This window comes from Pseudomonas parakoreensis (assembly GCF_021602155.1).
GTDB classification, from domain to species: Bacteria; Pseudomonadota; Gammaproteobacteria; order Pseudomonadales; family Pseudomonadaceae; genus Aquipseudomonas; species Aquipseudomonas parakoreensis.
The window spans coordinates 101,523-125,081 of the sequence record NZ_BQHY01000016.1 but is presented as its reverse complement, the minus strand read 5'-3'; the positions used below and the strand labels follow the sequence as shown (position 1 = coordinate 125,081).

At 57.7% G+C, this 23,559-nt stretch carries 20 protein-coding genes; 7 read left to right on the top strand and 13 right to left on the bottom strand.

Annotated features, from left to right (window positions below):
• Positions 1–138: 138 nt before the first annotated feature.
• From L6D63_RS22795 to L6D63_RS22785, 3 genes are all read right to left on the bottom strand, one after another.
• On the bottom strand, positions 139–3,300 hold the full coding sequence (locus tag L6D63_RS22795; RefSeq protein ID WP_010951454.1) for a CusA/CzcA family heavy metal efflux RND transporter: 3,162 nt from the start codon (positions 3,298–3,300) through the stop codon (positions 139–141).
• A 24-nt stretch (positions 3,301–3,324) separates the two neighbouring features.
• Positions 3,325–4,575 (bottom strand): efflux RND transporter periplasmic adaptor subunit, encoded by a 1,251-nt coding sequence (locus L6D63_RS22790; RefSeq protein WP_010951455.1) that lies wholly within the window; start codon positions 4,573–4,575, stop codon positions 3,325–3,327.
• Between the two features lie 68 nt (positions 4,576–4,643).
• Positions 4,644–5,915, bottom strand: a complete 1,272-nt coding sequence (locus L6D63_RS22785; RefSeq protein ID WP_131671858.1) for a TolC family protein — start codon at positions 5,913–5,915, stop codon at positions 4,644–4,646.
• 404 nt (positions 5,916–6,319) lie between these two features.
• Between L6D63_RS22785 and L6D63_RS22780 the strand changes: the two genes are divergently transcribed.
• From L6D63_RS22780 to L6D63_RS22770, 3 genes are all read left to right on the top strand, one after another.
• Entirely contained in the window at positions 6,320–7,663 is a 1,344-nt protein-coding gene (locus tag L6D63_RS22780; RefSeq protein ID WP_003253422.1) for an OprD family porin, read from the top strand.
• A gap of 489 nt (positions 7,664–8,152) precedes the next feature.
• Positions 8,153–8,827, top strand: a complete 675-nt coding sequence (locus L6D63_RS22775) for a heavy metal response regulator transcription factor (protein WP_131671857.1) — start codon at positions 8,153–8,155, stop codon at positions 8,825–8,827.
• A 117-nt stretch (positions 8,828–8,944) separates the two neighbouring features.
• Positions 8,945–9,268, top strand: coding sequence for a hypothetical protein (locus tag L6D63_RS22770; RefSeq protein WP_010951457.1), 324 nt, complete (start codon positions 8,945–8,947; stop codon positions 9,266–9,268).
• 101 nt (positions 9,269–9,369) lie between these two features.
• On the opposite strand, the gene L6D63_RS22765 is transcribed toward L6D63_RS22770, so the two are convergent.
• The 4 genes from L6D63_RS22765 to L6D63_RS22750 form a co-directional block, all read right to left on the bottom strand.
• The gene (locus L6D63_RS22765; RefSeq protein ID WP_012269855.1) at positions 9,370–9,897 is read right to left on the bottom strand and encodes a hypothetical protein; all 528 of its coding nucleotides are present in this window, start codon (positions 9,895–9,897) and stop codon (positions 9,370–9,372) included.
• A 189-nt stretch (positions 9,898–10,086) separates the two neighbouring features.
• On the bottom strand, positions 10,087–11,484 hold the full coding sequence (locus tag L6D63_RS22760; protein ID WP_223296393.1) for a hypothetical protein: 1,398 nt from the start codon (positions 11,482–11,484) through the stop codon (positions 10,087–10,089).
• 81 nt (positions 11,485–11,565) lie between these two features.
• Entirely contained in the window at positions 11,566–11,967 is a 402-nt protein-coding gene (locus L6D63_RS22755) for a hypothetical protein (RefSeq protein ID WP_153428583.1), read from the bottom strand.
• Positions 11,968–12,767: 800 nt separating this feature from the next.
• Positions 12,768–13,487: a response regulator transcription factor gene (locus L6D63_RS22750; protein WP_047297419.1), complete on the bottom strand. Its 720-nt coding sequence runs from the start codon at positions 13,485–13,487 to the stop codon at positions 12,768–12,770.
• 167 nt (positions 13,488–13,654) lie between these two features.
• On the opposite strand from L6D63_RS22750, the gene L6D63_RS22745 reads away from it, so the two are divergent.
• Positions 13,655–15,187 carry a sensor histidine kinase gene (locus L6D63_RS22745; RefSeq protein ID WP_131671856.1) on the top strand — a complete coding sequence of 511 codons (1,533 nt, stop codon included), beginning with the start codon at positions 13,655–13,657 and terminating at the stop codon, positions 15,185–15,187.
• Between the two features lie 167 nt (positions 15,188–15,354).
• Here L6D63_RS22745 and L6D63_RS22740 read toward each other — a convergent pair whose 3' ends face one another.
• The 4 genes from L6D63_RS22740 to glyQ all read right to left on the bottom strand — a co-directional run bounded on the left by L6D63_RS22740 (position 15,355) and on the right by glyQ (position 19,765).
• The gene (locus L6D63_RS22740) at positions 15,355–16,134 is read right to left on the bottom strand and encodes a lysophospholipid acyltransferase family protein (RefSeq protein ID WP_047297421.1); all 780 of its coding nucleotides are present in this window, start codon (positions 16,132–16,134) and stop codon (positions 15,355–15,357) included.
• 82 nt (positions 16,135–16,216) lie between these two features.
• Positions 16,217–16,756, bottom strand: coding sequence for a D-glycero-beta-D-manno-heptose 1,7-bisphosphate 7-phosphatase (gene gmhB, locus L6D63_RS22735; RefSeq protein WP_196302457.1), 540 nt, complete (start codon positions 16,754–16,756; stop codon positions 16,217–16,219).
• A 4-nt stretch (positions 16,757–16,760) separates the two neighbouring features.
• Positions 16,761–18,815: a glycine--tRNA ligase subunit beta gene (gene glyS / locus L6D63_RS22730; protein ID WP_047297423.1), complete on the bottom strand. Its 2,055-nt coding sequence runs from the start codon at positions 18,813–18,815 to the stop codon at positions 16,761–16,763.
• Entirely contained in the window at positions 18,812–19,765 is a 954-nt protein-coding gene (gene glyQ, locus L6D63_RS22725; protein ID WP_003187265.1) for a glycine--tRNA ligase subunit alpha, read from the bottom strand. The genes glyS and glyQ overlap by 4 nt, the downstream gene beginning before the upstream one ends.
• An 81-nt stretch (positions 19,766–19,846) precedes the next feature.
• Here glyQ and L6D63_RS22720 point away from each other — a divergent pair, with 81 nt between their 5' ends.
• The 3 genes from L6D63_RS22720 to L6D63_RS22710 all read left to right on the top strand — a co-directional run bounded on the left by L6D63_RS22720 (position 19,847) and on the right by L6D63_RS22710 (position 21,679).
• Positions 19,847–20,404: a DNA-3-methyladenine glycosylase I gene (locus L6D63_RS22720; RefSeq protein WP_047297424.1), complete on the top strand. Its 558-nt coding sequence runs from the start codon at positions 19,847–19,849 to the stop codon at positions 20,402–20,404.
• 40 nt (positions 20,405–20,444) lie between these two features.
• Entirely contained in the window at positions 20,445–21,332 is an 888-nt protein-coding gene (locus L6D63_RS22715) for a lysophospholipid acyltransferase (protein WP_041073613.1), read from the top strand.
• Positions 21,333–21,439: 107 nt separating this feature from the next.
• Positions 21,440–21,679: a PilZ domain-containing protein gene (locus tag L6D63_RS22710; protein ID WP_007960749.1), complete on the top strand. Its 240-nt coding sequence runs from the start codon at positions 21,440–21,442 to the stop codon at positions 21,677–21,679.
• 1 nt (position 21,680) lies between these two features.
• Here the strand turns inward: L6D63_RS22710 and L6D63_RS22705 are convergent, their stop codons facing one another.
• Positions 21,681–21,995 (bottom strand): tetratricopeptide repeat protein, encoded by a 315-nt coding sequence (locus L6D63_RS22705; RefSeq protein WP_131671855.1) that lies wholly within the window; start codon positions 21,993–21,995, stop codon positions 21,681–21,683.
• A gap of 167 nt (positions 21,996–22,162) precedes the next feature.
• Positions 22,163–23,539, bottom strand: a complete 1,377-nt coding sequence (trkA, locus tag L6D63_RS22700; RefSeq protein ID WP_003220233.1) for a Trk system potassium transporter TrkA — start codon at positions 23,537–23,539, stop codon at positions 22,163–22,165.
• Positions 23,540–23,559: the final 20 nt, after the last annotated feature.

The window sequence follows — 23,559 nt, the reverse complement described above, 5'->3', positions numbered from 1 at the left end:
CTCGGGCGTAACCTTAGCAATGCATAGGCATCACCGGCATGACGAGAAACTTACAATTTTGAAAGGTAAGTGCATCTACTTCACTTTAAACAAAAAAGCCCACAACACGTGTTGTGGGCTTCTCTTTAGCGGAGGCTGTTAGCTAACCACTTCGGCCTCGTCGCCGTCTTCATCCTTGCGGTGTGCCCAGTGATACAGGGCAGGCAGTACCAGCAAGGTCAGTGCGGTGGAGGACAGGATCCCGCCAATCACCACCGTCGCCAATGGCCGCTGAACTTCGGCACCGGTGCCGGTGGCCAAAGCCATCGGGATGAAGCCCAGGGACGCTACCAAGGCTGTCATCAGAACAGGTCGCAGACGGGTCAATGCACCTTCATCGACTGCCTGTCTGAGCGTTCGTCCCTCCTCCCTTAGCCCGCGGATGAAGGCAATCATCACCAGGCCGTTCAGTACTGCAACGCCGGACAGTGCAATGAAGCCGACACCTGCCGAGATCGACAGTGGGATGTCCCGCAGCCACAACGCCACAACACCACCGGTGAGTGCGAATGGAATACCGGTGAAGACCAGCATGCCGTCCTTCAGGTTGTTGAACATCAGGAACAACAAGGTCATGACCAGCAGCAAGGCGACTGGAACAACGATCTGCAGGCGTTTGGCAGCCGACTGCAGCTGCTCGAACTGGCCCCCCCAAGTCGTCCAGTAGCCCGCAGGGATTTGCACCTTCTTGTCCAGCGATGCGGTCGCCTCCTCAACGAAGGACCCCAGATCGCGGCCTCGAACGTTGGCGCTGACGATAACCAGACGTTTGCCGTTCTCGCGGCTGATTTGGTTCGGGCCCAGTTGCAGGTCCAGATTGGCGACCTGGGACAGCGGGATGAAGCCGATCTGATTGGCACCCTGTGCCGCATTGGCAGGTACCGGGATCAGCAAGCTGGACATACCCGCTACGTCGGTGCGAACGGTCTCTGGTAGGCGTACTACCATGTCGAACCGACGGTCGCCCTCATACAGCGTGCCGGCCTGACGGCCACCCACGGCGATAGCGATCGAGTTCTGAACATCCGCGATGTTCAGGCCGTAGCGTGCTGCTTTTTCGCGGTCAATGTTGATGGTCAGCACCGGCAGGCCGGATGTCTGCTCAACTTTCACTTCCGATGAGCCCGGGACCGCTTTGAGCGCTGCCGCGATCTTGTTGGCGGTGTTGTTGAGCACGTCCATGTCATCGCCGAAGACTTTCACAGCGACGTCACTACGCACGCCCGAAATCAGCTCGTTGAAACGCAGTTGGATTGGCTGCGACAACTCGTAGTTGCTTCCTGGAACACCCGCTGCGGCCTTCTGCACTTCAGCAATCAGCTCATCACGAGGCTTCTTCGGGTTAGGCCACTGATCCTGAGGCTTGAGCATGATGTAGGCGTCAGAGGCGTTCGGCGGCATCGGGTCAGATGCAATTTCTGCGGTACCCGAGCGTGCGAACATCCGCTCAACTTCAGGCACCTGCGCAATCACCGCTTTCTCCAGACGCTGCTGCATCTCGACAGATTGAGTGAGGCTCGTTCCAGGCACACGCATGGCCTGCATCGCAAAGTCACCCTCACTGAGGCTTGGGATGAACTCGCTACCCATACGACTTGCCAGCAAACCACTGAGCACGACCAAGGCTACTGCGGCCGAGAAAGCGATGTTCCGATGTCCCAGCACCCATTGCAGAACCGGTTCATAGCGCAGTCGAGCTGTGCGCATGACCACGCCTTCCTCTTCCTTCACCTTGCCAGTGACGAACATGGCAATAGCTGCAGGAACAAAGGTAACGGACAGGACCATTGCACCCAGCAGCGCCATCACAACGGTGAAGGCCATCGGGTGGAACATTTTGCCTTCGACGCCGGTGAGGGCGAAGATCGGCAGGTACACCACCATGATGATCAGCTGACCGAAGATCAGCGGCCGGCGAGCTTCTCGCGCCGCGGCAAAGACCTCGTGGAAGCGTTCGGTTTTGGTGAGCATGCGGCCATGCTTATGTTGCGCATGAGCCAGTCGACGGATCGCGTTTTCTACAATAACCACGGCACCGTCGACGATGATGCCGAAGTCGAGTGCCCCCAAACTCATTAAGTTGGCACTGACCTTGTTGTTGAACATGCCTGTGAAGGTGAACAGCATGGACAGCGGAATCACCATCGCGGTGATCAGAGCCGCACGGATGTTGCCGAGGAACAGGAACAGAATGGCGATAACCAGGATCGCGCCTTCCACCAGGTTCTTCTTCACCGTCGCGATGGCTTTTTCAACCAGGTTGGTACGGTCGTAAACAGTCACAGCCACCACGCCCTTTGGCAGGGTGCGGTTGATGTCCGCCAATTTGGCGGCGACAGCTTGAGATACGGTGCGGCTGTTTTCACCAATCAGCATGAACACGGTACCGAGCACGACTTCGCGGCCGTTCTCAGTAGCAGCACCTGTACGGAGCTCTTTACCGATGCTGACGTCAGCAACGCTGCTGATGCGAATCGGTGCACCATCCACACTGGTGATCACGATGTTGGCGATGTCTTCGATATTGCCTACCTGACCCGGTGCACGGATGAGCAACTGTTCACCATTACGCTCGATGTAGCCGGCACCGACGTTGGCGTTGTTACTTTCCAACGCTGCGACCAGGTCATTGAGTGTCAGCTTGTAGGTAGCCAGGCGCTTTGGATCCGGCGCAACCAGGAACTGCTTGGCATAACCGCCGATGGTATTGATCTCGGCCACACCCGGGACGTTACGCAGCTGAGGCTTGATGATCCAGTCCTGGATCACGCGCAGGTCGGTCGGGGTGTACGGCGTACCGTCCTCTTTGACCGCGCCATCTTCGGCTTCAACAGTCCACAGGAAGATCTCGCCGAGGCCGGTAGATACCGGACCCATGACGGCCTCTACACCTTCTGGCAGCTGTTCCTTCGCAACCTGCAGCCGCTCGTTGATCAACTGGCGGGCAAAGAAGATGTCAGTGCCATCCTTGAAGATCACGGTGACCTGAGACAGGCCAGAGCGAGACAGGGAACGGGTCTGCTGAAGGCCCGGGAGACCGGCCATGGCCGTTTCAACTGGAAACGTGATCCGTTGTTCGGTTTCCAAGGGCGAGTAACCAGGCGCTGCAGTGTTGATCTGCACCTGGACGTTGGTGATATCGGGTACCGCATCGATGGGCAGCTTTTGATAGCTGTAGATACCGATACCCGCCATGATCAGAACGGCGATCATTACTACGATGCGCTGCTCGATGGCGAATCTGATGATACGTTCAAACATGAGAAATCATCCTGTCAGTTCGCATCAGTGACCGTGTTCGGCAGAAGCTTTGCCGAGCTCGGACTTGAGTGTGAAGCTGCCACTGGTTGCTACCTGGGCGCCGGCTTCAATACCGTCGATGATTTCCACGTACCCATTGTCGCGGCGACCCAGTTTTACCGGGCGGGTGTCAAAGCCATCTGGGGTGCGTACGAATACCGAAGGTTTGTCTTCAACGGTCTGCACAGCGTGCTCAGGGACCGCTACGGCAACTCGATCGGTCTGGGAGGTGACCGCAATGTTTACGAACAGGCCTGGACGCCAGGCGCCGTTGGGGTTGGTCAAGGTGACGCGGACAGTAGCTGCACGGTTTTGCTCGCCCAGCAGGCTGCCGACATAACCCACCTTCCCTTCGACCTCGACGTTCATGTCAGGCGAAGAGACTTTCACTGCACGGCCAGTCGTGACCTTGCCCAGATCTGTCGGCGGAACTGCGAAGGTCGCCCAGACCTGATTCAGGTCGGAAAGGATGAAGGCGTTGGTCGCCTCGCTGACGACTTCGCCGACGGTCAGGTGTTTCTCCACTACCACGGCGTCGAAGGGAGCGCGGAGCTCGTAACGATTACCGCCAACGGAGTTAACCGAGGCACCGATTGCGCCGACCTTCTGCTTGGCGTTGGCCAAGGAGATCTCCGCTTCTTGCAGCGCTTGGCGTGCTTGGAGGTAGTCTTGCTCTGCAGAGATCTTGTCCTGCCACAGTTGCTTCTCACGTTCGAAGGTCACACGCGCCAGTTCGACGCGACGCTGTGCGGCCTGTTGTTCGCTGCGCAGGTCAGAGATCTGCTGGCTGGCGATTACCGCGAGGACTTGCCCTTTCTTGACCGTCTCGCCCAGGTTGGCCTGGACAGCCTCAACAACGCCAGGAACACGAGGAACCACGTGGGCAGTACGATCTTCGTCGAAGCGAATTTCGCCAGGGAAGCTCACGACGGTACCGAGGTCACGAGGCGCTGCAGCTTCCAGGGCAACACCAGCGGCCTTGATCTGTTCAGCGCTGAGCGTCAGCTTGCCCTCTTCTTCACCGCCCTCTTCGCTGTGGCCTTCTTCACCATGGCCCTCATCACCTTCCTCTTTGGCGGCAGATGCGGCTTTCTTTTCGTCGCCATGGCCATCGTTAGCGCCATGCTCGGCAGTACTGGCGGCCTGCTGTCCGGAACTGTTGTTCCAGGCAAGGCTGCCAAATCCGAGGGCTGCCACAGCGGCTACCGCGAGGGCGATCTTGCGTTTGTTATCCATTGCTACTCCTGCTGATCGTAGGCACCGGCTTGTTCAAGGCTGTGTGCCGAAGAAAATGTTTGGCCCGTTCAGCGAGTGCCGGCGGTTGAGCCGACTTCGCCATAAACCCTTTCCACCTGCGCACGCGCATTGGTCGCCGCTGCCAACGATTCGAGGTATTGGCCACGAGCGACGATCAAGGTGCGCTGGGCATCCAGCACTTCGATGAAACCGAATTTGCCCATCTCGAAGCCGCGGGTTGCGGTCTCTACGACTTGTTGGGCTGAAGGCAGAATGGTCTTGTCGTAGGACTCGACCTCCTGCATGGCGGTGGACCATTGGTTCAACGCGGTTTGGGTTTCGGTGCGCAGGCGCAGCTCAACAGCATTGCGCTGGTCCCGGGCCTGATCTGCACGACGAGAAGCGGAAAGAATGTTGCCCTGGTTACGATCGAACAGCGGCAAAGGCATAGACAGGCCCACAGTGTTGACCCGCTCGCGCACAGAGCGGTCGTACTGGCTACCTACACTGACAGTAAGGTTCGGGATACGCTGAGCTTTCTCTGAGCCGAGCGAGGCATCGCTCTTGTCTATCTGCACCACGGCCTGACGCATTTCTGCTGTTTGGTCGAGCTTAGCCAGCAGATCTTCAGTGCGAGGTGGCAAGCCCGGGGAGAGGGTTGGCGATTCGAGTCGATCAAACACGGTGACTGAGCTCCCGGTAATTTGAGCGAGCTGTTGGTAAGCGGTCGCTTTTTCCGTTTCTGCACGTCGAACTTGCAGCTGGGCTTCGGCCAGTTGCACTTGAGCGCGGGTCGCCTCCACTGGGGACGACTTACCTGCGCGAACACGGCCATCGACGATGCGAAGACCGCGCTCAGTCAGTTCGAGAGATTGCTTGGCCAGGTCGAGACCTGTCTGGGCCCGCAACGCGGCGTAAAAGGCTTGGACGACATCTGCACGCAGGCCGTTAACGCGACGGTCTAACTCAAGCTGTGCGGCGGTCTGCCCGTATGTGGCGACGTCAACACGAGCCCCCCGCTTACCGCCCAGCTCAAGGGTCTGGCTGAGAGAGACAGTCGTCTGGCTGGTGTTACGACGGGTGTCTTCCACGTCATACGAGATTGTGGGGTTGGGGATAAGCCCGGCCTGCTTGCGAGCACCATCAGCGATCCCAATTTCTTGCCTGGCCGCGGCCAGGTCTGGGTTGGCATCCATGGCCGTCGAAAGCGCCTGGGGCAAGCTGATGCTTTGGGCAAGGGCTGCAGGCGCCATCAACCCAGAGATGACTGCACAGAGTGCAGCGATCTTCCAGGGCGAGACGGGGGTCTTGGGTAAGACATTGCGGTTATACCGGGGCACTTTGATGGTCCTCGTGCACAAACTTCGATAAAGCTTGGCGAGAACGCCGAAACAGCTGCCAAGCCCCACTTGATTAGGTGATGGCACTCTAATGAGCGGTAGCTATCAGAGGGGTGGCTAGAAAATTACAATTTCGTAAGAAAGCTTTGTAATGCCCGTAAATACTGGGAAACCCAACCCGACACGATGATTTCGATACAAGCAACAGAGATGGCAAACACGCGGTGCGAAGGTGCCGAATAACAGGTAGATGACGAAATTGTAATTGTCCTATCACCCTCCCGTTATCTTCGGCCTGCAAATATGAGCTCGCGCTACGCTAGGCGCGCCGCCGGGTCAGAACAACTAACGACACCCGCGCCGGTAAACATAATAAAAACTGCCGTGAATCAAAGGAGCATCGGATGAAAATCAAAGTACCACTGTATTTGGCGGCAGTTTCTGCGCTGTCTGGAAGCTATGCTATTTCGGCACAAGCTGAAGACAAGCCAGAAGGCTTCATTGAAGGCAGCAGCCTTACAGTGTTGAACCGTAACTTCTACTTCAACCGTGATAACCGCGACAGCACCGCCCCCACTTACAACAGTGGCAAGGGCAATACGAACGGCTACTCCGAAGCCTGGGCGCACGCGATCATCAGCAAATTCAACTCCGGGTTTACCCAAGGTACCGTTGGCTTTGGCGTTGATGCCTTTGCCATGATCGGCCTCAAGCTCGACACCGGTGATGGGCGCAACGGCGGCCGTAGCTCCTTCGACGTGCTGCCCGTTGATAACAAGGGTGAAGCTCGCGACGAATACACCAAGGTCGGCGGCGCAGCCAAAGTCCGCTTGTTCGATACCATCGTGAAAGTGGGTGATGTCTTCCCATCGACCCCGGTCGTCGCATCGGGTGACTCTCGCCTGCTGCCAGAGAGTTTCCGCGGTGTGACCGTTGAGAACACCAGCATCCAGGGCCTTACCCTCCAGGGTGGTCGTCTGCATGCGATGAGCCAGCCGGTCTCAAGCAACCTGAACGACAACTTCGTGACGTTCTACGGCGGCCCGGTCAACTCGCCATGGATCGGTTACGGTGGCGGTGACTACTCGATCAACGACAACTGGACTGTGAGCGTCTACGCCAGCCAGCTGAAAGACGTCTGGAATCAGTACTACGCCGGCACAAGCGTGGTTTACCCGCTGAGCGACGATCTGGCGCTGATCGGTGGCTTCAACTACTACAAAGCCGTAGATGAAGGTAAGAAGCGCCTGGGTGAATTCGACAACAACATCTGGAGTGCCAAGGTCGGTGTGCGTTACGGTGCCCACACCCTGGCCCTGTCGCATCAGCGCAACAACGGCGACGACGATTTCGACTACCTGCGTCAGTCGGACTCGATTTTCGTCGACAACTCCATCCAGTACAGCGACTTCAACTCGCCGAAAGAGCGTTCCTGGATGCTGCGCTATGACCTGAACTTCACCAGCTACGGCATTCCAGGCCTGACGTTCATGACGCGCTACGCCAGAGGCTCGGGTGCGGATTACTCGAACGCTAACCAGTTCTACATGCGCACCGACGACAACGGCAACCCGCTCGACAATCAGAAGCGTTGGGAGCGTGACGTCGAAGTCAAATACGTTGTCCAAACCGGTCCGGCAAAAGATCTGTCCTTCCGGTTGCGCCAGGCAACCACGCGTGCCACTGCTTTCGAATCGGATCTGGATGAAACTCGTGTAATCATCGAGTACCCGCTTTCGATTCTGTAATTCGCTAACTGGGCCAGTTATCCATTGGCGGGTCCTGTTAGTAAAACGAGCATTACGCATTCACCTTGAGTGGCTTAAGTGCTCCTTTGGTAAAAGGTGGATATTTGGCGCCCATTGGGCGCCTTTTTTTTGCCTAAAATTCAAGTAGGCGTTCGATTGTACGCATCGCATGCCGGTGAAGTTCATGACTACACCAATGACCAGTCTCTTCAATGTGAGCGACCTCGCCGTCATCTGAGCGGAACGAAGCCAGCACAAAGAAGAAAATAACCCAATACTTCATAAGGTCAAATCACCTGCTGGAGAGAGGGCCCGCAACTGTCAAACCCAAACCGCGACAAGATATACCGCCAGACTATCAACTGTATTACCTAGAAATTACAAATCCGTCATTTGAGCCCCGGCACGCTCATTTTGATTTACCATCCCTTTCAATAATGCCGGCGCGCGTGCGCGGTTAATTGCTCAGTGATATCGAGACAAAATCCCATGCGAATTCTGGTAATTGAGGATGAAGTAAAAACTGCGGAGTATGTGCGTCAAGGTCTGACGGAATGTGGCTATGTCGTAGATTGCGTCCACACCGGGTCAGATGGATTATTCTTGGCTAAGCAGCACGAATATGAGCTGATTATCCTGGATATAAATCTGCCAGAGATGGACGGTTGGCAGGTCCTTGAGTTGTTGCGTCGTAAAAACTGCCCTTCCCGTATCATGATGCTGACGGCGAGAAGCCGGCTGGCGGATAAGGTCCGGGGGCTGGAGAACGGAGCAGATGACTACCTGATCAAGCCATTTGAGTTCCCTGAGCTGCTGGCCCGGGTTCGCGCCTTGATGCGCAGGTCAGATCACCCTGCATCCGTAGAGGTCATTCGCGTCGCTGACCTGGAGCTTGATCAGAGCCGGCACAGGGCATTCAGGGACGGTCAGCGCATTGACCTGACCACGAAAGAATTCGCGTTACTGCATTACCTGATGCGTAATACCGGTGTGGTGCTGAGCCGCACCCAAATTATTTCGCAGGTTTGGGATATGAATTTTGACTGCGACACAAACGTTGTAGAGGTGTCGATTCGAAGACTCAGAGCCAAGACAGATGACCCTTTCGAGACCAAACTGATACATACGCTTCGGGGCGTAGGGTATGTGCTTGAAAAACGATAGTTGCCAAGCTCTCTAGTACCGAAAATCCGCTACATGCTCCCGTCGCTTGCGAACTTGAGGTTTCTGTTTACGATCCGCGGCGCTGATTCCTCACTCAACAAATGAGGTAGGCTGTACATGAGGTATAGCATTGATTATCAGCAGGTTTCGCAAGGACAATCCGATGCCAGCATTGATGCCTGTCCAGCTGACATTGTCTTCAACAGCGACCATGGCCTAGCTCTTATCCCGTGCGTTGGCGATGTTATCAACCTCCCCTCTACGGCGGTCAAAGAAGGGGTTTGCGGCATCGTTAGATCAAGGATTTTCAATTATCTCAGAGGTCCTGAAGAGCTGTACTGTCACGTCAATATTCTCGTTGAGGAGGCGGACATCAATTTCGAAAGTCTCATCTCGGAATACATGCGCAATCAGTCACGTGCTCGCTCGCCTTCTTCATAAAGTCGAAGGCGGGCCAGTCCATTAATGGTTGTGTATGGGTGAGGGTTCAGCAGAGCGAGCGCCTACTGAGCACCAGAGATGAATAGTCACAGCCTAGTGGTTTAACGCGGTACTGCTGGTGTACGCAGGGCCGGACTCATTGTTTTTTGAATGGCGCATTGCAGCACATAGAAATATAAAACCCCGGAAGCAAATACGATTGCGGACAGATAAGCAAACTCAGAGTCTAAAACCCCGGAAACCATATACAATTTAATCGTGATAGAACCCATAATAATTCCGGTACAGTACATGACGCCTGTGAACTGATTGCCCAAAAAACTCAGTATGCCGCTGAAGGCATTGTTCGCACTCAACAGCATTGCTTTCAGTATCGTCCAGCCGAGAACTGGCAGAAAAGCCTTGATCATGAAGGCGAATAACATCGACGATGCAAACAGTTTTATCGGGGTTTCTGCCCACGGCTTGATGGTGCCGTCTACTTCAACGCCGGTATACAAGATGATATTCAGAATAATCGCCATAAGGGTGCATATGCCGAGGCGTATCATTTCCCGCTTAAGCGGGGCCATCATTATCACTGCGTGAATCTTGTTTCCAAAGTATCGTTTTAGTCCTTGGATCGACATTTTTCTTCCTATGCTCTCGGGTATGACGCTGTTGTAGCGTTGTATGACGGTCATGCTTTTACCCGAAGAGAGGTGACGCTTCAACGGTCCTGAATTGCGCAGGGGATCTCATGTCCTTCCCCTGGCTGGGTAGCTTGCTGAGAAATTCTCATCTACCTGCGTGGCAACGATGCGGCCACCCCGCCGCCGTCAGAGCTCTGGAGGACTGGCTGCTGTCAGCAACTCATCGAGTGACGGAACCTTAGCGTTTGCACTGAGGACGAGTGTTCTGGATCGGAGTATGGATACATCAAAGAAAGATTCGCACTCGACTCTTCCGTTTACTTCTCTCCAGTGGGTGACTTCTGGTATCAACTCATTAGGCACCGGGTATAGTGCCATAGGGTTATGGAATACCTCCACTTCAGCAGACCACGGCTCGTAGCCATATTGCGGCCAGAGCTGACCGTAGTCGCTGGACGCTACATCCAACAGAAATGGGATACCTCGTGATGCTCCCGGAGAACGGTCGAAAAACTCACCAAACCGCAAGTATCGGTACCCGTCTAGATGAGCTCCACCTGAGATCGGCACTCGGCTGAGCTTTGGCACTGTGCAGGCATTGGTGAAAATGACCGCTGAAAGATGGGCATTTTCCATTAGCGTAAATAGGCCGTTGGGGCGCCCTGATAGCAGAGATGTCTCTTCCTCCACAGTTATCAGGTGCGTACCACGATGCGCAGATGAGTGAACTGCAAAGCCATAGAGATAGCTGATGAGCGACTCCCTGCTCCACAGCATTGAACTGGGCGCATGGAAATCGGCTAAGGCCAGAATGAGCGGCTTACCCTCCACGTGCGGTAGGGATTCGTAACGCTTGTCCAATTTGTTTTGGATGGTCCTCGCAAACCTTTCTGCAGCCGCTCCTAAGAAACGCTCATGTCGGTCAGCGGGTGGGGGGACCGGCGAGGCGCCAAAATGCTCATACCGCTCTTCCGGGTTGGCTGTCACTGCTTCAACCCAGGCCTCATCTCCCAGCCTATTCTCGATGTGAAAATCGGGTGATTCTTTAGGCTGGGTGACCAAGAGTCCCTGTTCACGAAAAATCGCTAATAGGTGGGCTTCCCAGAGGCGGGTGTGAAAATTCTCAGTCTGGCAATCGGGAACCCAATTTCTGTCTGGGGATGGCAGTGCGAGATACAGTTGATTCAGCGCCCACGCCCCAATACGGCGGCTTGGATCAAATAGTGATTTGAACACCACGCTTGGTGTGCGCTTACCCATTCTGCTTAGAGGAGCACGTCGTCGTTCACCTGAAGGGAGTGGAAGCGGATGGGCTTGGGTATAGAGAAAATGGCTGATTGAGGCGCGGGCTTCGGACTCGCCAGTGGTGCACTCACCATGGCTGAGGAGCACCCACACGCTATCGACACGACGCCGCAAGGTGACAATTCCGAAGCTGCCGGAATTGATATTTCGGGTTAGAGCGGCACAAGAAATTCCGTCCTCACTAAGCCATGCCCCTACTGGCGGGCTGTCCCCAAACCCCAACCCTCGTGGAAGCGACAAAGCGATTAGATCGAACATCGGCGCAGCAATTTCTTTCATTCGCTGATCTCGGCAGTCGTCAAAATGCATTCCATCAATGCCTCGGAGCGTGCCCGCCGGCGATGGCATCGGTGGAGGTACCTATTGAAGAAGGGGGCTTTGCTCCACCAGGACGTCTCGGTTGGTGAAGATGGTCTCAATGGTTGCAGCCTCGGCAGCCACATGAGTCTTTCGCGTGATCTCTTCAAGGGCCAGTTCGAGCCGGTAGTCTTGGAAATACTCGTACAGCTTTTCAGAGCTCTCGGATATCTCCTCCCCACCATTTTTTGCGAACAAGATGTGGATGATCGCTGCGAGTGGGAGGGAGATGTCGAGATCCTTCTCTTCTGCATCTGACTCCGAGTTCAAACCGTCGAAATACCTCTCCAGATGATTCTGGAGCTCCTCAAGCCAGAACTGAGATAGGTTGCTAGGTAGGGAGCTTTCAGGCCCGGTCAGAAGGACTTCATCTCTGAATAGAGCCAGCAGATTGGGGTTTGCCATGGAGGACCTCACGATTAGATTTGAGAGCAACTGGTCAGCATAGTCCACCTCAAGATGACCACCTCCTTGACGCCCATCCTGGTGCTCCTGAGCATCAGACGAGTGAATCGCCCCGAAACCTGTAGATACAAAATGACCGCTTCTCGCCGTTAGCTGCCTTTCTTGAAGGACAGCTTTGGGTCGATAGCGGCCTTCGTGGAGGTTGGTGTCTACGGGGTCGGTTTAGTCATTCTGAATCTCCGGTTTCACCTCCGTGAGGCCGGCCATCGTCATGCATCAGATCTTGATTGACACGCGTGCCGCTTTGGATAGCCTTGCAATTGAGGGCTGCAACTGCGCATTTGTCGGGCCTGGGTACCAGCATGAGCCCCCGCAATTTTGGCAGCAGAGGAAGCTGGTTCCTCTGAAGTAGTGACGGCGGGCATTGCCAGTCGGATTCTGAACCCAAGGTCGCCAGACTAGGAGCTAAAGGATCGCTGCGACTACTCCTCATCCCTTACCGAAAAGTCACGCGTCGGTCGTAAACGGCCCTTTCCAGGCCAATCAACTTTTGTGATTGGTGAGTAGGGATTTCTCGGCTTTTCTGTGAAAAGCACCCCTTCATTTCACAAAAAAAATGGCGAAGATTCCAATTTCACGGGGTCTGGCCTATCACCTATTTTGTGAACCTACAGGCGTCAAACCAAAAGGCCAACGCTCAAGCGTTGGCCTTTTTGTTGGCAGATCAAAAGATCGCAGCCTGCGGCAGCTCCTACATGGATTACCGGTAGGAGCTGCCGCAGGCTGCGATCTTTTGATTTTTACTCGGATGCAACCATCACACTCTCCAACCGATACCCATACCCATAAATCGTCAGCAACTGCCAACCGCGATCCGCCGTCAGCCCCAGTTTGTTGCGCAGGCGGTAGATGTGCGTATCCAGCGGCCGTGACGAAGCGACCTCTTCATGCGGCCAGAAGCGTTCGTACAGATACTCCCGCGACAACGGCCGACCCAGGTTACTGAACAGGCACCGCGCCAGGCGGTATTCACGTTCGGTCATGACGACTGATTTTCCCTCGCGGGTGACACTCAGTTCGGCATCGTCGAAGGTCAGGTCATTGAAGGTCAGGACTTCGCCAGCGCTACTGCGTGGCTGGCTGTGCCGGCGCAGGACGGCGGCGACGCGGGCTTTCAGCTCGTTGGGGCGGAAAGGCTTGCTGACGTAATCGTCGGCACCGGCGTTCAGCGCCTGGACGATATCGCTTTCGCCGTCGCGGCTGGTCAGCATGATCGCGGCGGGTGGCGATTCCATGTGTTCGCGGGTCCAGCGCAGCAGCACCAGGCCGGTGATGTCCGGCAGCTGCCAGTCGAGGATCAGCAAGTCGAAGGTGTCCCGACGTAGCTGGCGCAACAGGTCCTCACCCCGTTCGAAGCTGTGCAGCGACCAAGGCTGCTCTCCCACTGCAGCCATCTGCTGCAGGGTTTGCTCGACCCGACGCAGTTCGGCGGGTTCATCATCCAGTATCGCAACGCGCATACGCGTGGGTTCCTTGTTGCTTGGGCAGTGGCCGGCCACGTTAACGGCTCGGCCTGCGCAATAAAAGTAGCCGTTCACCATCGGTCGACGTCCGCTATGATTCTTCGGATCTACATCCTCAGACCTGTGGCCCATGAATCCATTCACTGTCCCCTGCCCTGTTTGTCATGAATAGCCCGCGTCGGCGTGAAAGCCGCGAGCCCAGTCAGGTGCAGCGCCTGTTTCGGCGATTGGGGCGTGAGTGGTTGTGGATAAGTCTAGTGCTATTGCCACTGACTGCCCTGTTGTCGTATCGCGCGCAGATTAGTCTGCACGATACGTCAGCGGTTTGGAGCGCGTTGCTTTCCGTGGGATGGGTGGCGGTTGTCCTCGGTTTGCTGCCGTGGCGTCCGCGATGGGCGATCTGGGTAACGCTGGGCGGGGTGGCGGGTGTGCTGCTCACCAGCGCCGCACTGGCGGAAGTTCGACACTGGTGGTCACCAACGCCGGCAGCGCTTGGCATATTGTTCGGCTACCTGGTCTGGAACTGGCGGCGCCTGAGCGTGGTGCTGACGTACTTTGGCTGGGAGCTGGCACGGCTGGATCGCGAGCCGAAAGTATTCCCGGAACGGCGCCGCGCGCAATTCACCAGCGCTGACCAACTGCAGGGCCAGATCATGGCACTGGAGCAAGCCATGAGCCGCACGCGCGATACCCGGCGCTTCATTGCCGACGGTCTGGAGTACCTGCCGGTGGCGACGCTGATCAGCGATCCCAAGGGACAGATCCTGCTGGGTAATCGCAAGGCCCGCGTATTGTTCGATGACCCACTGGTCGGTGACGACGTTGTCGAGCAACTGGCCCGCCTCGGTTACCCGGAGTTGTCCACAGAACCACGCCCGGCGCTGTCCGACCTGGCGCTGCTGGAGTTTCGCGATCACAAGGAACGCAGCCTGCGTCTGGAGCGCGCGGCTTTGCTGCCGGTGGATGGCGATACCCCCATCGGCTGGCTGCTGAGCCTCACCGACCTGAGTGCCGAACGCGCCGCCGAAGAACAGCGTGGGGTCTTGTTGCGGTTTCTTTCCCACGACCTGCGCGCCCCACATTCAGCGATTTTGGCCCTGCTCGATGTGCATCGCCATCAAGCCGGAGCGGACTCACCGCTGTTCGAACAGATCGAACGCCAGGTACGCCGCGCGCTGGAATTGACCGATGGTTTCGTGTTGCTGGCCCGTGCGGAATCCGAGGCTTACCAGTTTCAACCCAGTCTGTTCGCGATGCTGGTGCTGGACGTGCTGGATCAGGCGCTGCCCATTGCCCAGCAGAAAAGCATCAAACTGTTGCACGCAATGGATGAGCAATCCCAGGAACGCCTGATCAGCGCGGATCAAGGCCTGTTGACCCGGGCCTTGTTCAACCTGTTGGAAAACGCCATCAAGTACAGCCCGGCAGGCACCACGATCCGGTTGGGCGTCAGTTGCCAAGGCGAGTGGCTGTGCTGTGAATTGACCGATCAGGGCAAAGGCATTGCCGCCGAGGAACTGCCGAATCTGTTCACTCAATACCGACGGTTTTCATCGGCGCAGGGAATTGATGGCGTCGGTCTGGGGCTGTCGATGGTCAAGGCAGTGATCGATCATCATGGCGGTCGCATCGAGTGCCATAGCATCGTCGATGAAGGCACTACGTTCCGGCTGCAGCTACCGTTGATGGCCGAGTGAACAGGCACAAAAAAACCGGCTATATCAGCCGGTTTCTTTACTTCCGAAAAAAACTTATGCACCTTTCACGGTGTTTTATGAGCTTGAGAAATATATAAGTAAATCAACAAGTTAATTTCAATATTCAGGCTTTTTCTACAAAACCGTACACAGGTTATCCACAAATCTCAGACAGCTACCTGATCATTCGCGGCAGGTGCCTGCGGCGCCGGTGGCAGCGAACCCATTTCGCGCTGAGTCTGTTCATTCCAGGCCTGTACCCGGTCGTTCAGATCGGCAATGGCGCGAGGTCCAGTGCCTTCGGCGTACATCGGCTGACCGATGACCACGGTGATCACACCCGGCTTCTTGCCCCAGCCGATTTTCGGCCAGAACTTGCCGGCATTGTGTGCAATCGGCAGGACCGGAAGCGCCGCATTCACCGCCAAGGCGCTGCCACTGCGCGAGAACTTGCCAATAGTGCCGTGGGGAACGCGGGTGCCTTCCGGGAAGATTAATACCCAGACGTTGTCCTTGAGCAGCTCATCGCCTTTGGCTGCGACTTGCTTGAGTGCGGCTTTCGGGTTGTCGCGGTCAATCGCGATCGGCCGCAGCATGGCCATGGCCCAGCCGAAGAACGGGACGTACAGCAATTCGCGCTTGAGCACCTGGCTCAAGGGCGAGAAATAAGCGGAGAGAAAGAACGTCTCCCAGGTGCTCTGATGGTTCGACTGAATCACGCAGGGCCGGTCCGGCACGTTTTCCGCACCTTTGATTTCGTAACGAATGCCGAGAAACACCTGGGTCAACCACAAGGCGCAACGGCACCAGTACACGTTGATAAAACGATAACGCGCCTTGAACGGCAGAAAGGGCGCGATAAAAAAGCTCAGGCTGCACCACAGCAAGGCAGTGGTGCCCAGCAGCAGGTAAAAGAGAAAAATTCTGATGGCCTGCAGTATCGACATGGCGACGTTTACCGTTACGGGCACTGCCCGACTGTTCAAGCGCACTCCCGATCAATCCCTGGTCAGGAACTTCAGAAGCACTCTAGTTGTGGATAAGTTCTGCGGCAATCGCCGCCAGATCGTCAAAAATCAGGGTGCCGACCGGAAGGGTCTTGCCCAGAGTTTTTTCGCCTTTCCCGGTCTTTACCAAAACGGGCTGTGAATCGACGGCTTTGGCGGCCTCCAGGTCACCAAGGCTGTCGCCGACGAACCAGACATTCGTCAGCGCCACGTCGTAATGCGCCGCGATGGTTTGCAACATCCCCGGTTTCGGCTTGCGACAGTCGCAACCTTCGTCCGGCCCGTGCGGGCAATACACGATCAGCCCGACTTCACCGCCCTGCTCCGCCACCAGCGCGCGCAAGCGCGCGTGCATGGCGTCGAGGGTGGCGAGGTCGTAGTAGCCGCGAGCAATGCCCGACTGGTTGGTGGCGACCGCCACCGTCCAGCCGGCCTTGCTCAACTGCGCAATCGCTGCGATCGAACCGGGCAGCGGAATCCACTCTTCCACCGACTTGATGTAAGCATCGGAGTCGTAATTGATCACACCGTCCCGATCGAGAATCAGCAGTTTCAACAGCAGTCCCTCAACCCAGCAGCGAAATGTCGGCAACCCCGAGGAACAGACCACGCAGGCGCGCCAGCAGCGCGTAGCGGTTGGCCCGGACCTTGGCGTCTTCGGCATTGACCATGACGGCGTCGAAGAACGCATCCACCGGCTCGCGCAATGCCGCCAGACGCGCCAGCGATTCGTTGTACTGACGCGCTGCGGCCATTGGCTGCACCGCCTGATCCGCTTGCTGGATCGCCGAATACAGCGAGAACTCGTTGGCGTTGTCGAAGTATTTGGCCTCGACCACGGTCGGCACCGAGCCTTCGACTTTGCTCAACAGGTTCGATACACGCTTGTTGACCGCCGCCAGCGCCGCCGCTTCCGGCAGTTTGCGGAAGGCCTGCACCGCTTGCACACGCTGGTCGAAGTCCAGCGCCGAACCCGGCTTCAGGGCACGGACCGACAGGTAGGTGGCGACATCCACGCCTTCGTCCTCGTAACGCGCACGCAGACGGTCGAAGATGAACTCCAGCACCGAATCGGCCAGACCGGCAGCCTTGACCTTGGCGCCGAACGCAGTCACGGCGAAGGCCACGGCGTCGTTCAAGTCCAGATCCAGTTGTTTCTCGATCAGGATGCGCAGCACACCCAGCGCCGCACGGCGCAGGGCATACGGGTCTTTGCTGCCGGTTGGCAGCATGCCGATACCGAAGATACCGACCAGCGTGTCGAGTTTGTCGGCGATAGCGACAGCGGCACCGGTCAGGGTGGCCGGCAGTTCAGCACCGGCACCGCGTGGCATGTACTGCTCGTTCAGCGCCAGCGCGACATCTTCCGGCTCGCCGTCATTGAGCGCGTAGTAGTAACCGGCGACACCTTGCATCTCCGGGAACTCGCCGACCATTTCGGTGGCCAGGTCGCATTTCGACAGCAAGCCGGCACGGGCCGCCCACGAAGCGTTGCCGCCGATGCGCGCGGCAATGTACGCCGCGAGTTTTGAAACGCGCTCGGCCTTGTCGTAGACGCTGCCGAGTTTTTCCTGGAACACCACGTTCTGCAGGCGCAGGTTGAACTCTTCGAGTTTCTGCTTCTTGTCTTGCTTGAAGAAGAACTCGGCGTCGGTCAGACGTGGGCGAACCACTTTCTCGTTACCGGCGATGATCTGCTGCGGGTCTTTGCTTTCGATGTTGGCCACGGTGATGAAACGCGGCAGCAACTTGCCCTCGGCATCCAGCAGGCAGAAGTACTTCTGGTTGTCCTGCATGGTGGTGATCAGTGCTTCCTGCGGCACGTCGAGGAAACGTTCCTCGAACGAGCACACCAGCGGCACCGGCCATTCAACCAGCGCGGTCACTTCGTCGAGCAGCGCCGGCGGCACGATTGCAGTGCCTTCCTGACGGGTCGCCAGTTCTTCGGTGCGCTTGCTGATGATCTCGCGACGCTCGTTGGCGTCGGCCAATACATAAGCGGCACGCAGGTCGGCCAGGTAGCTCGACGGCGAGCCGATGCGCACGTTTTGTGGATGGTGGAAACGGTGACCACGGGAGTCGCGGCCCGCTTTCTGCGCAAGGATGGTGCAGTCGATGACCTGGTCACCGAGCAGCATCACCAGCCATTGGGTCGGACGCACGAACTCTTCCTTGCGCGCACCCCAACGCATGCGTTTCGGGATCGGCAGGTCGTTCAGCGAATCTTCGACGATGGTCGGCAGCAGGCTCGCGGTCGGCTTGCCGGCGATGTTCTGGCTGTAGCGCAGTTTCGGACCGCTCTGGTCGATTTCGCTCAGCTCGACGCCGCACTTCTTGGCAAAGCCCAGGGCGGCCTGAGTCGGGTTGCCTTCAGCGTCGAAGGCGGCCTGACGTGGCGGGCCGTCGAGGTTGATGCTGCGATCCGGCTGCTGGGTGGCCAGCGCGGTGATCAGCACGGCCAGGCGACGCGGCGCAGCGTAGACGGTTTTGCTTTCGTAGCTCAGGCCGGCAGCTTGCAGGCCCTTGTCGATACCGGCGAGGAACGCTTCAGCCAGGGTGTTCAGGGCTTTTGGCGGCAGTTCTTCAGTGCCCAGTTCAACCAGAAAATCTTGAGCACTCATTGTGCAGCCTCCAGCTTGGCCAGTACTTCGTCACGCAGGTCCGGGGTCGCCATCGGGAAGCCCAGCTTGGCGCGCGCCAGCAGGTAGGCTTGCGCAACGGAACGCGCCAGGGTGCGAACGCGCAGAATGTATTGCTGACGCGCGGTCACCGAGATCGCCCGGCGCGCATCCAGCAGGTTGAAGGTGTGCGAGGCCTTCAGGACCATTTCGTAGCTTGGCAACGGCAGCGGCTGGTCGAGTTCGATCAGGCGCTTGGCTTCGCTTTCATAGAAGTCGAACAGTTCGAACAGTTTGTCGACGTTGGCGTGTTCGAAGTTGTAGGTGGACTGCTCCACTTCGTTCTGGTGGAACACGTCGCCGTAGGTCACTTTGCCGAACGGACCGTCAGCCCAGACCAGGTCGTAGACCGAATCCACGCCCTGCAGGTACATGGCCAGACGTTCCAGACCGTAAGTGATCTCGCCGGTCACCGGGTAGCACTCGATGCCGCCAGCCTGCTGGAAGTAAGTGAACTGAGTCACTTCCATGCCGTTGAGCCAGACTTCCCAGCCCAGACCCCAGGCGCCGAGGGTCGGCGATTCCCAGTTATCTTCGACGAAGCGAATGTCGTGGACCAGCGGGTCCAGGCCGACATGCTTGAGCGAGCCCAGGTACAGTTCCTGGAAATTGTCCGGGTTCGGCTTCAGCACCACCTGGAACTGATAGTAGTGCTGCAGACGGTTCGGGTTTTCCCCGTAGCGGCCGTCAGTCGGGCGGCGGCTTGGCTGCACGTACGCGGCGTTCCAGGTTTCCGGGCCGATGGCGCGCAGGAAGGTCGCGGTGTGGAAAGTGCCGGCGCCTACTTCCATATCGTAGGGCTGAAGTACCACACAACCTTGCTCGGCCCAGTATTGCTGGAGCGCGAGGATCAAGTCTTGGAAGGTACGCACGGCTGGCGTAGGCTGGCTCACGAAATTCACCTGTTTCTTGGGCTGCGATTTAAAGAGCGGGAGTATACCCGATTCAGTCGCACCTCCACCCCCTGGAGCCTTATGCCACGCTGCTTTTGGTGTACCGAAGATCCGCTGTACATGGCTTATCACGATCAGGAGTGGGGCACGCCGCTACGCGATGCGCAGGGTTTGTTCGAGTTGCTTTTGCTCGAAGGGTTCCAGGCCGGGCTGTCGTGGATCACCGTGTTGCGCAAACGCGAGCGCTACCGCGAGGTGTTGTACGGCTTCGATGTGCAGCGTGTGGCGCAGATGAGCGACGCCGAAATCGCTGAATTGATGCTCGATCCGGGGATCATCCGCAACCGTCTCAAACTCAATGCCGCCCGGCGCAATGCCCAGGCCTGGCTGGCGCTGGAAGACCCGGTGGCGTTTCTCTGGTCGTTTGTCGGCGATCGCCCGATCATCAATCATTTCAAGGATCGCAGCGAAGTCCCGGCGATCACGGCCGAAGCGCTGGCAATGAGCAAGGCCCTGAAAAAGGCCGGTTTCACCTTCGTCGGCCCGACCATTTGCTACGCGTTGATGCAGGCCTCGGGCATGGTCATGGATCACACTCAGGACTGCGACCGCTACGCGCAGTTGGTCAACGGCGGTTAGAATGGCCGCCTCGCGCACAGCACAAGATCAGGAGTGACCTGTGGAAAAGTTTAAAGGCGCCTTGCTGGTAGGCGCTCTGCGGCTGTTTGCCCTGCTGCCATGGCGGGCCGTGCAGGCCGTGGGTTCGGCGATCGGCTGGATCATGTGGAAAACCCCCAACCGTTCCCGCGACGTGGTGCGGATCAACCTTTCCAAATGTTTTCCACAGATGGATCCGGCCGAACGTGAGCGTCTGGTCGGCCAGAGCCTGAAAGACATCGGCAAATCCCTGACCGAAAGCGCCTGCGCCTGGATCTGGCCGGCCCAGCGTTCAATCGATCTGGTACGCGAAGTCGAAGGCCTCGACATCCTCAAGGAGGCGCTGGCCTCGGGCAAAGGCGTGGTCGGCATCACCAGCCACCTGGGCAACTGGGAAGTGCTCAACCACTTCTATTGCAGCCAGTGCAAACCGATCATTTTCTACCGCCCGCCGAAGCTCAAGGCGGTGGATGAATTACTGCGCAAGCAACGCGTGCAGCTGGGCAACAAGGTCGCTGCCTCCACCAAGGAAGGCATTCTCAGCGTCATCAAGGAAGTGCGCAAAGGTGGTGCAGTGGGCATTCCGGCTGACCCGGAACCGGCCGAATCCGCCGGGATTTTCGTGCCGTTCTTCGCCACCCAGGCGCTGACCAGCAAATTCGTGCCGAACATGCTCGCCGGCGGCAAAGCGGTCGGCGTGTTCCTGCACGCCCTGCGTCTGCCGGACGGTTCCGGCTACAAAGTGATCCTCGAGGCGGCGCCGGAAGCCATGTACAGCACCGATACCGAGGAGTCCTGTGCAGCGATGAGCAAAGTCGTTGAACGCTACGTTGCCGCGTATCCAAGCCAATACATGTGGAGCATGAAGCGCTTCAAAAAACGTCCACCGGGCGAAGCGCGCTGGTACTGAGCAAGTTGGCACACTCTGTGGATAACCTGCAGGAGCTGCCGCAGGCTGCGATCTTTTGATCTTGCTCCTTCAGTTATCCACAACCGTTCATCAAAGGGCGCAACAAGATGTCCGAACAGCGCAAATCCTTCCGCATCAAGATCACCCACGACAGCTTCGGTGAATGCCTGGGGCAGACGCGCAATCTGTCGGCCACCGGCGTGTATGTGCAGCATCCGCGTCTGGCGTCATTGCCCAAGGGGGCAGTGGTTTATGGCCAGGTGCAGGATTTGCCCACCGGCGCGCCACGGGTGCGAATGGAAGTGGTGACGGTGGATGCCGAGGGCATCGGCCTGCGATATCTCTAACTTATTGCGCCTGGCGGTCGAGCTTCTTCAGAAACACGGTCATTTCCTTCTCCGCCTGCTTGTCGCCATGGGCGCGGGCGGCTTCCAGACCTTGCTCCCACGCCTGCCGCGCGGCGGCGAGATCGCCCAGTGCAAGCTGGGCCTTACCCAATAGCTTCCACGCCGCCGAGTACTTCGGATCGAAGCCGACGCAGCGCTGAAAATGTTCGGCAGCCTTGGCGTTCTCTCCCAGATCCAGATAACCCTTGCCCAGGCCGAAGCGCAGCAATGAGTTATCCACACCCTTGGCGAGCATTTTTTCCAGGGATTCGAGCATGGGTGGAGTCCTTTTCTAGTGCGTCAGAAAGATCTGCGGTGCCGCCATCGCTGGCAAGCCAGCTCCCACAAGGATCTCGGGTGCACATCACATGTGTGAACAACCGAAAAACCTGTGGGAGCTGGCTTGCCAGCGATGGGGCCAATGAAGGCACCGCTCATTCAGGATCAGAAAAAGCTCAGACCCACATGAAACAGCTTCTCCACATCGCGGATATGCTTTTTATCCACAAGGAACAGAATCACATGGTCACCCGTTTCGATCACCGTATCGTCGTGGGCGATGATCACTTCTTCGTTGCGGATGATCGCACCGATCGTGCTGCCCGGCGGCAGGCCGATTTTCTCGATCGGCCGGCCGATGACCTTGCTCGACTTCGCATCGCCGTGGGCAATCGCCTCGATGGCTTCCGCCGCACCCCGACGCAGTGAGTGCACGCTGACGATATCGCCACGCCGTACGTGAGCGAGCAAAGTGCCGATGGTCGCCAGTTGCGGACTGATGGCGATGTCGATGTCGCCACCCTGGATCAGGTCGACGTACGCCGGGTTGTTGATGATCGTCATCACCTTCTTCGCCCCCAGCCGTTTGGCCAGCAGTGACGACATGATGTTGGCTTCGTCATCGTTGGTCAGCGCGAGGAAGATGTCGGCGTCGGCAATGTTCTCCTCCAGCAGCAGGTCACGGTCCGACGCACTGCCCTGCAACACCACGGTGCTGTCGAGGGTGTCGGAGAGATAGCGGCAGCGTGCCGGGTTCATCTCGATGATCTTTACCTGATAGCGGCTTTCGATGGCCTCGGCCAGACGCTCGCCGATCTGCCCGCCACCGGCAATCACGATGCGCTTGTAGGTTTCGTCGAGACGGCGCATTTCGCTCATCACCGCGCGAATATTCTCACGGGCGGCGATGAAGAAAACTTCGTCATCGGCCTCGATCACCGTATCGCCCTGCGGCAGGATCGGCCGGTCACGGCGGAAAATCGCCGCGACCCGCGTCTCCACATTCGGCATGTGCTCGCGCAACTGGCGCAGTTGTTGACCCACCAGCGGTCCGCCGTAATAGGCGCGCACCGCCACCAGTTGCGCCTGGCCTTCGGCGAAATCGATCACTTGCAGCGCGCCCGGATGCTGGATCAGGCGCTTGATGTAGTTGGTCACCACTTGCTCGGGGCTGATCAGCACGTCGACCGGAATCGCTTCATTCTGGAACAGCTGTTCTTCGCGATTGAGGTAGGACGCTTCGCGCACCCGGGCGATCTTGGTCGGGGTGTGGAACAGCGTGTGCGCGACCTGGCAGGCGACCATGTTGGTCTCGTCACTGTTGGTCACCGCCACGAGCATGTCGGCATCGTCGGCGCCAGCCTGACGCAGCACCGACGGCAGCGAGCCGCGGCCCTGAATGGTGCGGATGTCGAGACGGTCGCCGAGGTCGCGCAGGCGTTCGCCGTCGGTGTCGACCACGGTGATGTCGTTGGCTTCGCTCGCCAGGTGTTCGGCCAGCGAACCGCCGACCTGCCCCGCACCGAGGATGATGATTTTCATCCAGTCACTCCGTTGAATCC

Excerpts from the sequence above, each read along its gene's own strand:
- L6D63_RS22755 (WP_153428583.1), bottom strand. The coding sequence starts at position 11,967 with ATGGCAAACCCCAATCTGCTGGCTCTATTCAGAGATGAAGTCCTTCTG.
- L6D63_RS22710 (WP_007960749.1), top strand. The coding sequence starts at position 21,440 with ATGTCCGAACAGCGCAAATCCTTCCGCATCAAGATCACCCACGACAGC.
- L6D63_RS22765 (WP_012269855.1), bottom strand. The coding sequence starts at position 9,897 with ATGTCGATCCAAGGACTAAAACGATACTTTGGAAACAAGATTCACGCA.
- L6D63_RS22705 (WP_131671855.1), bottom strand. The coding sequence starts at position 21,995 with ATGCTCGAATCCCTGGAAAAAATGCTCGCCAAGGGTGTGGATAACTCA.
- L6D63_RS22770 (WP_010951457.1), top strand. The coding sequence starts at position 8,945 with ATGAGGTATAGCATTGATTATCAGCAGGTTTCGCAAGGACAATCCGAT.
- glyS (WP_047297423.1), bottom strand. The coding sequence starts at position 18,815 with ATGAGTGCTCAAGATTTTCTGGTTGAACTGGGCACTGAAGAACTGCCG.
- L6D63_RS22760 (WP_223296393.1), bottom strand. The coding sequence starts at position 11,484 with ATGAAAGAAATTGCTGCGCCGATGTTCGATCTAATCGCTTTGTCGCTT.
- L6D63_RS22780 (WP_003253422.1), top strand. The coding sequence starts at position 6,320 with ATGAAAATCAAAGTACCACTGTATTTGGCGGCAGTTTCTGCGCTGTCT.
- L6D63_RS22745 (WP_131671856.1), top strand. The coding sequence starts at position 13,655 with ATGAATAGCCCGCGTCGGCGTGAAAGCCGCGAGCCCAGTCAGGTGCAG.
- L6D63_RS22790 (WP_010951455.1), bottom strand. The coding sequence starts at position 4,575 with ATGGATAACAAACGCAAGATCGCCCTCGCGGTAGCCGCTGTGGCAGCC.
- L6D63_RS22740 (WP_047297421.1), bottom strand. The coding sequence starts at position 16,134 with ATGTCGATACTGCAGGCCATCAGAATTTTTCTCTTTTACCTGCTGCTG.
- L6D63_RS22750 (WP_047297419.1), bottom strand. The coding sequence starts at position 13,487 with ATGCGCGTTGCGATACTGGATGATGAACCCGCCGAACTGCGTCGGGTC.
- L6D63_RS22775 (WP_131671857.1), top strand. The coding sequence starts at position 8,153 with ATGCGAATTCTGGTAATTGAGGATGAAGTAAAAACTGCGGAGTATGTG.
- L6D63_RS22720 (WP_047297424.1), top strand. The coding sequence starts at position 19,847 with ATGCCACGCTGCTTTTGGTGTACCGAAGATCCGCTGTACATGGCTTAT.
- L6D63_RS22795 (WP_010951454.1), bottom strand. The coding sequence starts at position 3,300 with ATGTTTGAACGTATCATCAGATTCGCCATCGAGCAGCGCATCGTAGTA.
- trkA (WP_003220233.1), bottom strand. The coding sequence starts at position 23,539 with ATGAAAATCATCATCCTCGGTGCGGGGCAGGTCGGCGGTTCGCTGGCC.